This window comes from Streptomyces sp. SKN60, from assembly GCF_026236535.1.
Lineage (GTDB): Bacteria > Actinomycetota > Actinomycetes > Streptomycetales > Streptomycetaceae > Streptomyces.
This window is the reverse complement of sequence record NZ_JAHTMW010000001.1, coordinates 290,949-302,626: the sequence shown is the minus strand read 5'-3', so window position 1 is coordinate 302,626 and position 11,678 is coordinate 290,949. Positions and strand designations below refer to the sequence as shown.

At 70.8% G+C, this 11,678-nt stretch carries 13 protein-coding genes; 3 read left to right on the top strand and 10 right to left on the bottom strand.

Features of this window, described 5'->3' with window-relative positions; genetic code table 11:
- Positions 1-43: 43 nt before the first annotated feature.
- Complete coding sequence (gene pknB, locus KV205_RS01440; RefSeq protein WP_265861464.1) at positions 44-2,029, top strand: Stk1 family PASTA domain-containing Ser/Thr kinase; 1,986 nt, start codon at positions 44-46, stop codon at positions 2,027-2,029.
- Between the two features lie 94 nt (positions 2,030-2,123).
- Here the strand turns inward: pknB and KV205_RS01435 are convergent, their stop codons facing one another.
- The 6 genes from KV205_RS01435 to KV205_RS01410 form a co-directional block, all read right to left on the bottom strand.
- On the bottom strand, positions 2,124-2,804 hold the full coding sequence (locus tag KV205_RS01435; protein ID WP_265861463.1) for a class E sortase: 681 nt from the start codon (positions 2,802-2,804) through the stop codon (positions 2,124-2,126).
- Between the two features lie 41 nt (positions 2,805-2,845).
- Positions 2,846-4,186, bottom strand: coding sequence for a class E sortase (locus KV205_RS01430; protein WP_265861461.1), 1,341 nt, complete (start codon positions 4,184-4,186; stop codon positions 2,846-2,848).
- Positions 4,183-4,821 carry an aminodeoxychorismate/anthranilate synthase component II gene (locus tag KV205_RS01425; protein WP_265861460.1) on the bottom strand — a complete coding sequence of 213 codons (639 nt, stop codon included), beginning with the start codon at positions 4,819-4,821 and terminating at the stop codon, positions 4,183-4,185. The genes KV205_RS01430 and KV205_RS01425 overlap by 4 nt, the downstream gene beginning before the upstream one ends.
- Positions 4,818-4,979 carry a hypothetical protein gene (locus KV205_RS01420; RefSeq protein ID WP_169092881.1) on the bottom strand — a complete coding sequence of 54 codons (162 nt, stop codon included), beginning with the start codon at positions 4,977-4,979 and terminating at the stop codon, positions 4,818-4,820. The genes KV205_RS01425 and KV205_RS01420 overlap by 4 nt, the downstream gene beginning before the upstream one ends.
- Before the next feature lie 65 nt (positions 4,980-5,044).
- The gene (locus KV205_RS01415; RefSeq protein ID WP_265861457.1) at positions 5,045-5,746 is read right to left on the bottom strand and encodes a class E sortase; all 702 of its coding nucleotides are present in this window, start codon (positions 5,744-5,746) and stop codon (positions 5,045-5,047) included.
- 51 nt (positions 5,747-5,797) lie between these two features.
- Positions 5,798-6,565 carry a DUF881 domain-containing protein gene (locus tag KV205_RS01410; RefSeq protein WP_265861456.1) on the bottom strand — a complete coding sequence of 256 codons (768 nt, stop codon included), beginning with the start codon at positions 6,563-6,565 and terminating at the stop codon, positions 5,798-5,800.
- 172 nt (positions 6,566-6,737) lie between these two features.
- Here KV205_RS01410 and crgA point away from each other — a divergent pair, with 172 nt between their 5' ends.
- Positions 6,738-6,995: a cell division protein CrgA gene (gene crgA, locus KV205_RS01405; RefSeq protein ID WP_265861455.1), complete on the top strand. Its 258-nt coding sequence runs from the start codon at positions 6,738-6,740 to the stop codon at positions 6,993-6,995.
- Between the two features lie 290 nt (positions 6,996-7,285).
- Here the strand turns inward: crgA and KV205_RS01400 are convergent, their stop codons facing one another.
- Entirely contained in the window at positions 7,286-8,131 is an 846-nt protein-coding gene (locus tag KV205_RS01400) for a rhomboid family intramembrane serine protease (protein ID WP_265861454.1), read from the bottom strand.
- Between the two features lie 130 nt (positions 8,132-8,261).
- Positions 8,262-8,789 carry a peptidylprolyl isomerase gene (locus KV205_RS01395; RefSeq protein ID WP_265861453.1) on the bottom strand — a complete coding sequence of 176 codons (528 nt, stop codon included), beginning with the start codon at positions 8,787-8,789 and terminating at the stop codon, positions 8,262-8,264.
- Positions 8,790-8,953: 164 nt separating this feature from the next.
- Between KV205_RS01395 and KV205_RS01390 the strand changes: the two genes are divergently transcribed.
- Positions 8,954-9,646, top strand: a complete 693-nt coding sequence (locus tag KV205_RS01390; protein ID WP_265861452.1) for a DUF5324 family protein — start codon at positions 8,954-8,956, stop codon at positions 9,644-9,646.
- Positions 9,647-9,787: 141 nt separating this feature from the next.
- Here KV205_RS01390 and KV205_RS01385 read toward each other — a convergent pair whose 3' ends face one another.
- Together KV205_RS01385 and KV205_RS01380 are read right to left on the bottom strand one after the other, a co-directional pair.
- Positions 9,788-10,222, bottom strand: a complete 435-nt coding sequence (locus tag KV205_RS01385) for a DUF6344 domain-containing protein (RefSeq protein ID WP_265861450.1) — start codon at positions 10,220-10,222, stop codon at positions 9,788-9,790.
- A gap of 205 nt (positions 10,223-10,427) precedes the next feature.
- Entirely contained in the window at positions 10,428-11,678 is a 1,251-nt protein-coding gene (locus tag KV205_RS01380; RefSeq protein WP_265861448.1) for an MFS transporter, read from the bottom strand.

The window sequence follows — 11,678 nt, the reverse complement described above, 5'->3', positions numbered from 1 at the left end:
CACACGGGTGCGGTCGGGACAGACGGAGAGGGCTGGAGAAGCTATGGAAGAGCCGCGTCGCCTCGGCGGCCGGTACGAGCTGGGCTCGGTGCTCGGCCGTGGTGGCATGGCCGAGGTGTACCTCGCGCACGACACCCGGCTCGGCCGCACCGTGGCCGTGAAGACGCTGCGGGCCGATCTGGCCCGTGATCCGTCCTTCCAGGCCCGGTTCCGCCGCGAAGCCCAGTCTGCCGCCTCGCTGAACCATCCGGCGATCGTCGCGGTCTACGACACCGGCGAGGACTACGTCGACGGCGTGTCCATCCCGTACATCGTGATGGAGTACGTCGACGGGTCGACCCTGCGTGAGCTGCTGCACTCCGGGCGCAAGCTGCTGCCCGAGCGCACGCTGGAGATGACCGTCGGCATCCTGCAGGCGCTGGAGTACTCGCACCGCGCCGGCATCGTGCACCGTGACATCAAGCCGGCGAACGTCATGCTGACCCGCACCGGCCAGGTCAAGGTCATGGACTTCGGCATCGCGCGCGCCATGGGCGACGCGGGCATGACCATGACGCAGACCGCCGCGGTGATCGGTACGGCGCAGTACCTCTCCCCGGAGCAGGCCAAGGGCGAGCAGGTCGACGCCCGCTCCGACCTGTACTCCACCGGATGTCTGCTCTACGAGCTGCTGACCGTGCGGCCGCCGTTCATCGGCGACTCGCCGGTCGCCGTCGCGTACCAGCACGTGCGCGAGGAGCCGCAGCCGCCGAGCGTCTACGACCCCGAGATCACGCCCGAGATGGACGCCATCGTCCTGAAGGCGCTGGTCAAGGACCCCGACTACCGCTACCAGTCCGCCGACGAGATGCGCGCGGACATCGAGGCGTGCCTCGACGGCCAGCCGGTCGCCGCGACCGCCGCGATGGGCGCCGCCGCGTACGGCGGGGGCTACGGCGGCGGATACGCCCCGGACGACCAGCCGACGACGGCGCTGCGCCAGGCCGACCCGGGCGGGCAGACCACGATGCTGCCGCCGATGAACCCGGACGACGGCGGCTACGGCTACGACGACCGCCAGGGCGGGCGCCGCCAGAACCGCCAGAAGAAGTCGAACACCTCGACCATCCTGCTGGTCCTCGCCGGCGTCCTGGTCCTGGTCGGCGCGATCCTCATCGGCAACTCGCTGATGAAGGGCAACGACAAGCCGCAGCAGGTGCCGGTCCCGTCCTTCGTCGGGAAGTCCCTGAAGGAGGCCGAGGGCCTCGCGACGAACTCGCAGGTGAAGGTCGCCCAGGCCGGGACCGAGCGCTGCGACCAGCCGAAGGGCCTGATCTGCTCGCAGGACCCGGCGGCCGACGGCCAGGCGAAGATCGACACCGGCGCGACCATCAACGTGATCGTCTCCGAGGGCGCGCCGCAGGTCGAGGTCCCGGACGTCGTCGAGCAGTCCCAGGCGCGCGCCGAGGAGACCCTGCGCGCCAAGGGCTTCAAGGTCGTCGTCGAGCAGAAGGAGTCCGACGAGGATCCGGGCAAGGTCCTGAGCCAGGACCCGACGGGCAACTCGAAGGCGGAGAAGAACTCCACGGTCACCATCACCGTCTCCAAGAAGCAGCAGTCGCAGCTGCCGGACGTCACCAACCGCAGCTACGACCAGGCCGTGCAGCAGCTCGCCCAGCTGGGCTTCACCAATGTCGCCCGCCAGGACGTGGACTCCGACCAGCCGAAGGACACGGTCGTCGGCCAGAACCCGAACGGCGGCTCCAACCAGCCGAAGGACGTCCAGATCACGCTGAAGGTCTCCAAGGGCCCGCAGCAGCCGGCGCAGGTCCAGATCCCGACCGACGTCGGCGGCAAGAAGTTCAGCGACGTGAAGGCGCAGCTGGAGGCCCTCGGCCTGGCCGTGGTCCAGCAGGGTTCGGACAAGGGCAACGCGACCGTCATGGGCACCAACCCGCCGGCCGGCTCGATGGTGAACGCGGGTGACACCGTGACCGTGTTCACGGTGGGCGGCAACAACGACGACGGGAACGGCGGCTTCTTCGGCTAGCCGGCAGCCCGTATCGCAGGACAATCGCAGGACATACGAAAGTGGACCCGCCCTTCTGGGCGGGTCCACTTTCGTTGTGCGGAGCGCAGGGTGCTCAGCGCAGTTCGGCGGGCGGCGTGCGCTGGGCGTCGACCTTCTCCGTGCGGGTCAGCTCGCCCCACACGATGTAGCGGAAGTCCGACGTGTACATCGGGGTGCAGGTGGTGAGGGTGATGTAGCGGCCCGGCTTCGCCTTGCCGGACTCCTTGGGGACCGGCATGAGGACGTCCACGTTGTACTTCGTGGTCTCCGGGAGGGTCTTGTAGACCTTGTAGACGTACCAGGTGTCCTTGGACTCGAAGACGATCGCGTCGCCCGTCTTGAGCTTGTGGATGTTGTGGAACTTGGCGCCGTGGCCGTCGCGGTGCGCGGCGAGCGTGAAGTTGCCCTGCTTGTCCTGCGGCAGCGCGGACTTGACCGGCTCGGTGTAGTAGCCGGCGACGCCGCCGTTGAGGATGTCGCTGTCGGTGCCCTTCTTCACCAGGACCTCGCCGTCGCCCATGGCCGGCACGTGCAGGAAGCCGATGCCGTCCTTGGTGTCGAGGGCGCCGGGGCCGGGGTCGGCGGCCCAGTGGTCGCGGACCTGGTCGCCCTCCTTGCCGGCGGCCCGGTCGGCGAGCACGTTGGTCCACCACAGCGAGTAGACGACGAAGAGACCGAGGACGAGGCCCGCGGTGATGAGGAGTTCGCCGAAGACGCTGATGATCCCGGCGATCCGGTTGCGCGCTCGTGCCACAGGGCCGTCCCGTTCCGAAGTGGTGGTGTCGATGGTGGGGTTCAGCCTACGAGCGCGTCCGGCTTTCCCTTGTCGCGCGGGCGTTCCTCGACGAGCTTGCCCCACACGATCATGCGGTACGTGCTGGTGAACTCGGGCGTGCAGGTGGTGAGCGTGATGTAGCGGCCGGGTCCCTTGAAGCCGGAGCCCCGCGGCACCGGGTCGATGACCGAGACGTTGGACGGCGAGGTCTGCGGGAGGATGCTCGCCATCTCGTACGTGTAGTAGGCGTCGCGGGTCTCCACGACGATCGGGTCGCCGGGCTCCAGCTGGTTGATGTAGCGGAACGGCTCGCCGTGGGTGTTGCGGTGGCCGGCGACGGCGAAGTTGCCCTGCTTGTCGGCGGGCATCGCGGTCTTCAGCTTGCCCTCGCCGTAGTGGCCGACCATGCCCTTGTCGAGGACCTTGGTCTTGCTGATGCCCTCGGCGACGGGGACGACGACGTCGAGCTTCGGGATGTACATGATGGCGAAGCCCTTGCCGGGCTCGAAGGCGCCCGGGTCCTTGTCGCCCTGGTTGAACGAGTTCTCGATGTCCTGCTTGGCCTGGTCGGTCTCCTGGCCGGCGCGGACGTTGGTCCACCACAGCTGGTAGGTGACGAAGAGCAGCATCACCACGCCGAAGGTGATGAAGAGTTCGCCGACCGCGCGGCTGAGGACGACGCCGAGGCTCTCCTTGGCGGCGCGGGCGGCCCTGCGGGCCTCGACCCGGGACAGCGGGCGGGCCTGCTCGTCCGTGGCGGCCGGCTCCGGCCCGGCCGCGGCGACGGCGACGCCACCGCGTCCGCCCTTGCGCCGGGCGGCCTTGCGGCGCTCGGCGCGCCCCGGCCCGGGGGCGGCGGGCCCGGGGCCCTGAGAGGGCTCCTCGACGGTGCGCAGCGCCATCGTCCCGGAGTCGTCCGGACGGCCGGTCAGGTCGTCGTCCGGTACGTCGACGGTGACCGGGTCCCCGGCGAGCGGCGCGGCGTACCCGGCGGGCTCGTACGCGGGCGTGGCGGCGTACGCCCCCTGGTCCGCGTAATACGTCTCCTGCGGCGCCTGCGGCTGCTGAGGCGCCTGAGGCTCCTGAAGCGCCTCCTCGGCCCCGTAGGCGGCCCCGTGGTCCCCGTAGGCCTCCGGGCCCGGTATCGGCTCGTAGGGCCGCTCATAGGGCTGCTCGTAGGCCTCGTAGGTCTCGTAGCCGGACGTCTCCGTCCCGTACCCCTGCTGCGGGACCGGACCGGAGCCGGGTATCGACCCGTCGGGGGGCAGCTGCCCCGGTGCCTGCCCCGGCCCGTGCTCGGGCCCGTGCTCCGGTTCCTCCGGCAGGTTCGCCGCCCGGAACCACGGCGACCCGGCCGTCACGCGACGGCCTTGCCCACCACCGGCGCGAGTCCTTCCGACCGCGCGACCGCGCCCGTGTCGCCGCACTGCTCCAGCCAGTTGGCGAGCATCAGGTGCCCGTGCTCTGTGAGCACCGACTCGGGGTGGAACTGCACGCCCTCGACGGGCAGTTCACGGTGACGCAGCCCCATGATGATGCCGTCCTCGGTCTGCGCGGTGACCTCCAGCTCGGCCGGCAGGGCGGCGGGCTCGGCGGCCAGCGAGTGGTAGCGCGTCGCGGTGAACGGCGAGGGCAGTCCGGCGAAGACGCCCTTGCCCCCGTGGACGACCGGCGAGGTCTTGCCGTGCAGCAGCTCGGGTGCCCGGTCGACCACTCCGCCGTACGCCACGGCCATGGACTGCATGCCGAGGCAGACGCCGAAGACGGGCACCCCGGTGGCGGCGCAGTGGCGCACCATGTCGATGCACACCCCGGCCTGTTCGGGCGCGCCCGGCCCGGGCGAGAGGAGGACTCCGTCGAAGCCGTCCTGGGCGTGGGCGAGCTCCACCTCGTCGTTGCGGAGCACTTCGCACTCGGCGCCGAGCTGGTACAGGTACTGCACGAGGTTGAAGACGAAGCTGTCGTAGTTGTCGACGACGAGAATTCGCGCGCTCACTGGCCGTCCACCGTCACATCGTTGAACGGAAGCAGCGGCTCCGCCCAGGGGAACACGTACTGGAAGAGGGCGTAGACGACCGCGAGCACCAGCACGACCGAGATCAGCGCCTTCACCCAGGCGTTGCCCGGCAGATGCCGCCAGATCCATCCGTACATGACGTCCGCCGCCCCTTTCCGTTCGTTACGGGGACCAGAGTACGGGTCGGAGGGGCGCTCGCGGGTCAGCTGCCCAAAGCCTGTGGACGACCGGCCGCCACCGGCTGGGTGGCGTCCAGGTGGGCCCAGGCGATCAGCCGGTGGCTGCTGCCCCACTCGGGATCGCAGGTGGTGAGGGTGAGGTAGCGGCCGGGCCCGGAGAACCCCGACTTCCTGGGGACGGGGTCGATGACGCCGGTGTCGGTGGGCACGGTCCGGTAGGGCTCGCGGTCGATCCGGTACGTGAACCAGGTCGTCCCGTCGGTGAGGACCACGGCGTCGCCCTTGCGCAGCCGGGGGAAGTCCTTGAACGGATCTCCGTACGTGCGGCGGTGGCCGGCCACGGAGAAGTTGCCGGTCTCGCCGAGCCGGGCGGTGCCGGCGTAGTGGCCGAGGCCCTTCTTGAGGGTGCCGACGGCGGTGCCCTCCAGAACCGGCCACTCCCAGTCCCGGCCGAGCCGGGGCACGTACATGACGGCGAACCCCTTGCCGGCGGTGTACGGGGCGGGGGCGGGCGGGGTGGCGGGAGTGCCGGGCCCGCCGGGCGTGGCGACCGGTTCGACCGGGCGGTCGACCCACTCCTGCTGGAGGGTGTCGAGCTGGCCCGCGGTGGCGCTGTCGGCCTGGACGCCGGTCCAGTACAGGAGGTAGGCGACGAAGAGCACGATCAGGGCGCCGGCGGTGATGCACAGTTCGCTGAGGGTCCGTACGACCAGGCGCAGTGCCACCGGCCCTCCCCGAGCAGTCGGCCTCAGCTCACGGGCTTCAGCTCACAGGCTTCAGCTCACCGGCTTCGCGTAGTGGAGGTCCACTGTGCCCGAGTAGCCGGGCAGAGTCACCGCCTTGTGCTCGTCGACTTTCCAGCCGAGGCCGTAGGCCTTCACGTAGAGCTGGTAGTTCTGCAGGGCCGGGGAGTCGGCGAGGGACTTGTTCAGCTTGTCGCGGTCACCGACAGCGGTGATCTTGTAGGGCGGCGAGTAGACGCGGCCCTGGAGGATCAGAGTGTTGCCGACACAGCGCACGGCGCTGGTGGAGATCAGTCGCTGGTCCATGACCTTGATGCCCTTGGCGCCGCCCTGCCACAGGGCGTTGACGACCGCCTGCAGGTCCTGCTGGTGGATGACCAGGTCGTTGGCCTGCGGCTCGGGGTAGCCGGGGGCGGCCTGGGCGTTCGGCGGGGCGTCGTTGAGGGTGACGGTGAGGCCGGGGCCGGAGGTCTCGGTGGTGCCGGCGGTGGTCTCCAGGGCCTTGAGCTTCGCGTCCTGGGCCTTGGTGGAGCCGTCGTCGCGGGCGGCGAGGGCGTCGACCTTCTGGCGCAGCGCGGCGGCGGACTCGTCGAGGCCGGCGTTCTTGTGGCTGCGCTCCTCGATCAGGTCGGAGAGCCTGAGGAGGGAGGCGTCGGTGCGCAGATTGGTGCCCTTGGCGGTGTTGAAGCTGGTGACGAAGATCAGTCCGGCGAGGGCGAAGACGGCAGCGGTGAGCACCCGGACCGGCCGCCACCTGAGGCTTCGGCCCGGTCCCGTGGGAGTGTCGGCGGAATTGCTCAACGTACCCTGATCCCCTTCGGTGCCGCGGAACCACTACGCTAACGGACGCCCGGCGGCGGCTGCGGTGCGCTGTGACACATCCGTGGTCACGGTCCGCTCCGTCCGGTCCCGGCACCCCGCCCCGCCACTGATCACTGCGCGGTCACGCAGCGCATCGACAGGAGAGTCCCTCGTGCCGAAGTCACGGATCCGCAAGAAGGCCGACTACACGCCGCCGCCCGCGTCGAAGCAGGCCGCGTCGATCAAGCTGACCAACCGCAGCTGGGTCGCGCCGGTGATGCTCGCGCTGTTCGCGATCGGTCTGGTGTGGATCGTGGTCTTCTACGTCACCGACGGCCGGCTGCCGCTGGAGTCCATCAGCAACTGGAACATCGTCGTCGGCTTCGGTTTCATCGCCGCCGGCTTCGGTGTGTCCACGCAGTGGAAGTAGTCGCTCGGTAGCCCACAGGCGGTGGCGTCAAGCTCTGCCCTGAGTTATCCACAGTGTTGTGCACAGCACTGGATAACTTACGAAGATCTGTGGATAACCCTCACGGTGTTGACGCCGGTACGACCGCGAGAACGCCTGTGCGGAAACGCACCGCCCCCTGTCTCTGTCCTGTAAGCCCAGGTCAGAGCCAGGGGGCGCGGTCGTACCCGGGTGCCTGCGGCCACACCGCCACCCACTGTGGATAACTCTGGGGAAAGCTTCCCGAAGAGCTCGTCCACAGCCCTCCCCGCTCAGGTGAGCGCGGCGGTGCGGGCCAGCACGATGCCCAGGTCGATCAGCAGCAGCAGTCCGCAGGCCCCGTACTGCACGAGCTCCCGCCGGACCTTCGGCGCGTGCACGAAGGCGTACGTGAGCAGCGCGCCCGCGACCAGACCGCCGACGTGCGCCTCCCAGGAGACCCCGGGGCGGGCGAAGGTGAAGACCAGCGAGATCGCCACGAAGATCAGCACCGGCCGCATGTCGTAGCGGTGCCGCCGGGCCAGCACCACCCAGGCGCCGATCAGTCCGAAGACGATGCCGGACGCGCCGAGCGCGCCCTGGTTCTCCGGGGCGAGGAGATAGACCAGGGCCGAGCCGGAGAGCCCGGACAGCAGGCACAGCGCGATGTAGCGGATCCGGCCCAGCTCGGGTTCGACGATCCCGCCGATCACCCACAGGCCGAGCATGTTGAAGACGAAGTGCGCGGCCTCCTGGTGCAGGAACGCCGAGGTGATCAGCCGGTACCACTCGCCGTCCGCGACGCCGACGACCTCGTCGAGCGCCGGGTTGTAGGCGTGCCCGATCATGTCGAGCTGATCGACCAGGTGGGTGCCGGCCGCCTGGACCGCGATGAAGAGGGCCAGGTTGATCGCGATCAGGATCTTGGTGACCAGCCGGCCGTCCGCCACCACCCGGCCGCCCGCGACCGTCCGCGGCGTGTTGGCGTGCGGCGCGTGACCGGTGCCGGAGCCGTTGCGCACGCAGTCGGGGCACTGGAAGCCGACGGACGCGGACACCATGCACTCCGGGCAGATCGGCTTCTCGCAGCGCGTGCAGCGGATGCCGGTCTCGACGTCCGGATGGCGGTAGCAGTGCATGAAGGTCCTCCGAGGACGGGTCGGCGGGGCAAGCACATCGCCCCGCCCTCCATACGGACGGGCGGGGCGCAAAGGTTCCTGACCGGGCGCCGGGTTCCGGGTACCCGGAACCCGGAACCGGTTCAGCGGTTCAGCGGTTCTCGATGACGACCGTCTCGATCACGACGTCCTGGACCGGGCGCTCGGTGCGCGGGTTGGTGTCCACGGCGGCGATCGCGTCCACGACCGCCTTGCTGTCCTTGCCGACGACCTCGCCGAAGATCGTGTGCTTGCGGTTGAGCCAGGTCGTCGCGCCGACCGTGATGAAGAACTGCGAGCCGTTGGTGCCGGGGCCGGCGTTGGCCATCGCGAGCAGATACGGCTTGTCGAAGAACAGCTCCGGGTGGAACTCGTCGGCGAACTCGTAGCCGGGGCCGCCCGTGCCGTTGCCCAGCGGGTCGCCGCCCTGGATCATGAAGCCCTTGATCACCCGGTGGAAGACCGTGCCGTCATAGAGCGGATCCGTGGAGACCGCACCGGTCGCCGGGTGCGTCCACTCGCGCTCGCCGCGCGCCAGCTCGACGAAGTTCCGGACCGTCTTCGGGGCGTGGAACGGCAGCAGCCGAATCTCGATGTCGCCCAGATCGGTCTTCAGGGTCGCGTACAGCTGCTCGGCCACGTTCTGCCTTCCTCCACACCACACCACACACGTTCGTGCGCATCCTCGCATGGCCGCATGCCCCGGATGCCCGCCCCGCATGCCGGAGCGCGGTACGGCAGGCATGATTCCAAAAAGGATGGAAAGGTGAAAAACCGACATCGCCACCGAGGAGGAGGAATCCCGTGACCCGCATGGACAGCGTGCGCGCCGCGACAGGTTCGGCGAAGGAGAGCGTCGTGCACGCCGCGGAAGTGGTGGCGCCGTACGCCGAGACAGCCAGGGACCAGGCCGTTCAGTACGCACACGAGGCGCGCGTCAGGCTCGCCCCGAAAGTCTCCAAGGCCGCGTCGCAGGCCCGTGTTCAGGCGCGTACGCAGTACGACGCGCTGGTCGCACCGCACGTGCCGCCGCGGGTCGACGAGGCCGCGCAGCGCTGTGCGGCCGTGACCCGCAAGGCCGCCCGTCAGGCGGCCGACTACACCGTTCCGCGTGTCGAGCACGCGGTTGCCGCGACCGGTCCGGTCCTGGAGGAGGCCGGGTCGCGCTCGACCGCCGCCTGGGCCGCGCTGCGCGGTCAGGTGACGCCGAGGGACGTCGAGAAGATCATGAAGAAGCACGAGCGTCGCGCGAAGTGCGGACGTCTCGCCAAGGGCCTCGTGGTCCTCGGGCTTCTGGTCGGCGGCGCGATCGCCGCCTGGAAGTGGTGGGACAAGCAGGCCAACCCCGACTGGCTGGTCGAACCTCCCGCTCCCACCGAGGTGGACGAGGAGACCGGGCTGTCGTCCGTCGACGACGGCGGTGCGTCACTCGATCCCGGGGTGGCGGCCAAGGAGGCCGAGGAGGAGGCCGCGAAGCGCGACGAGGAACGTCGCTGATCGCCGGCCGGTACGGGCTGCGTTCTGCGGATCGCGGTACGGACTGCGGCCGTTCGGACTGCGGTCGTTCGGACTGCGGCACGAACGACGTACGGGCGGTCGTACGAGCGAGCGGGGCGCGGCGGAGGTTCCCGCCGCGCCCTACGCGGTCCGGCCGGTCAGCGCCAGGCCGGCCAGCTCGGCCGAGCCGGAGCCGTACGCCGAGCCGGAACCGGAACCGTACTCCGAGCCGTACGCCGCACCGTGGCCGTCGGCCGCGTCGCCGTCGACCGGCAGGTGACGGACGGCCGGGGAGGAACCGTGTGCCTCGGCGCCGATGCGCTGCTTGATGGTGGGCGGCAGGGCGCGGCCCTGCGCGAGGTGCCAGTGGGGTGCCGTTCGCTGGGCGGGCAGCGGCACGGCCGCGCGCTCCGCGCGGGCCTCGGCGCCGCCGGCCGGGGCCGGCTCGTCGCCCTGGGCGAGGACCGGCTGGGCGGTGGCGGCGGTGGCGGGCGTCGCCAGGCCGAGGGAGGCGAGCAGGGCGACGAGGACGGAGACGAAGGCGGTCCAGAACTGCTTGACCTTGGCGGTGGCCATGACCCCTCACTTTCGTGGTGTCGAGTCCCGAGGGCCCGAGGGTTCCGCGCGGTTCGCGTGCCTCGCGGGGTTCTGGGCCGTTCTCGGATGGTTCATTTCGGATTGCGCGCTTTTCGTACATTGCTCATGATGGGGACGCGACTCCGGGATGTCCGGAGGCACGCAGCCGCCGCGCAGTTCTTCCGATGAACACCACTCGTACGGGTCAGTGGGCGGCGCTCCGGGAGCGCTCCGCCCAGCGCACCGCGGGGCCCGTGGCCAGGCCCGCGACCAGGAAGACCGCGCCCAGGAGCAGCCAGCCGGCCACGCCCCAGCCGATCAGCAGCGTGGTGACGAGCAGCGGCCCGAGGGTCCGCGCGACCGGCACGCCCGTGCCGTAGAAGCCCTGGTACTGGCCGATCCGGTCGGCCGGGGCGAGCGCGAAACCGATCTGCCACGAGCCGGCGGAGTGCCGCATCTCGGCGACGACCTGGAGCACCGCGCCGAGCACCAGGACGGCGACCGTGGGCCAGGCGCCGAATCCGACGGCGGTCACCGCGAACACCGCACAGGAGCCGAGCATCACGGCGCTGGACCATCCCACCGCGCGGGTGGCCTCCGGCAGCCCGGTCACCGAGCGCGCGGCCCGCACCTGAAACAGCATCACCGCACCGGTGTTGAGGACGAAGAGGGCCGAGACCGTCCAGCCCGGGGCCGTGGTGCGCTCCACGATCCACAGCGGAAGGGCCAGGCTGAGCAGCGGCATGCGGAGCAGCAGGATGGCGTTGAGCAGGGCGAGCAGCGCGTACGGGCGGTCCCGCAGCACCACGAGCCGGGGCTCGCCGGCAGCGCCGGCCGGGCTGGCGGGCACCGCCGGGAGGCTGCGGAGCACCAGGGCGCAGAAGAGGAAGCCGAGCGCGTCGAGGGCGAAGACGGCGAGGTAGGCGGTGCGGGTGCCGTCGGCGATGGCGAGTCCGCCGAGCGCGGCGCCGACGGCGAGCCCGGCGTTGAGCGTGGCCTGCAGCCGGGCCAGCATGCCGACCCGGGCCGCCGGCCCGACGAGCCCGGCGAGCAGCGCCTGCCGGGCGGCGGCGAGACCGCTCTGGGCCGTGGCGTACAGGGTCGCGGCGAGCAGGAAGGGCACGAAGTCGCGGATGAGCAGGAAGGAGGCGACCGCCGCCGAGGTGGCCAGCGCGAGCAGTACGGCGCTGCCGCGTGCGCCGCGCCGGTCGGCGAGGTGCCCGAGCGGCACCCCGGCCAGCGAGCCGATGCCCCAGGCGAGGGCGAGCCCGGCGCCGATCTGCGCCGCGGACAGCCCGACGATCCGGGAGAAGTACAGCGCCGAGGTCACATAAAAGGCCCCGTCCCCCACGGAGTTGCCGAACTGCGCGACCAACAGCCCCCGCCGCGCCCGCCCCTCAGGACGGGCCGTGCTCTCCCCGCCCTCGGTGTTCTCCGTGCGCTCCGTCGTCGTCAT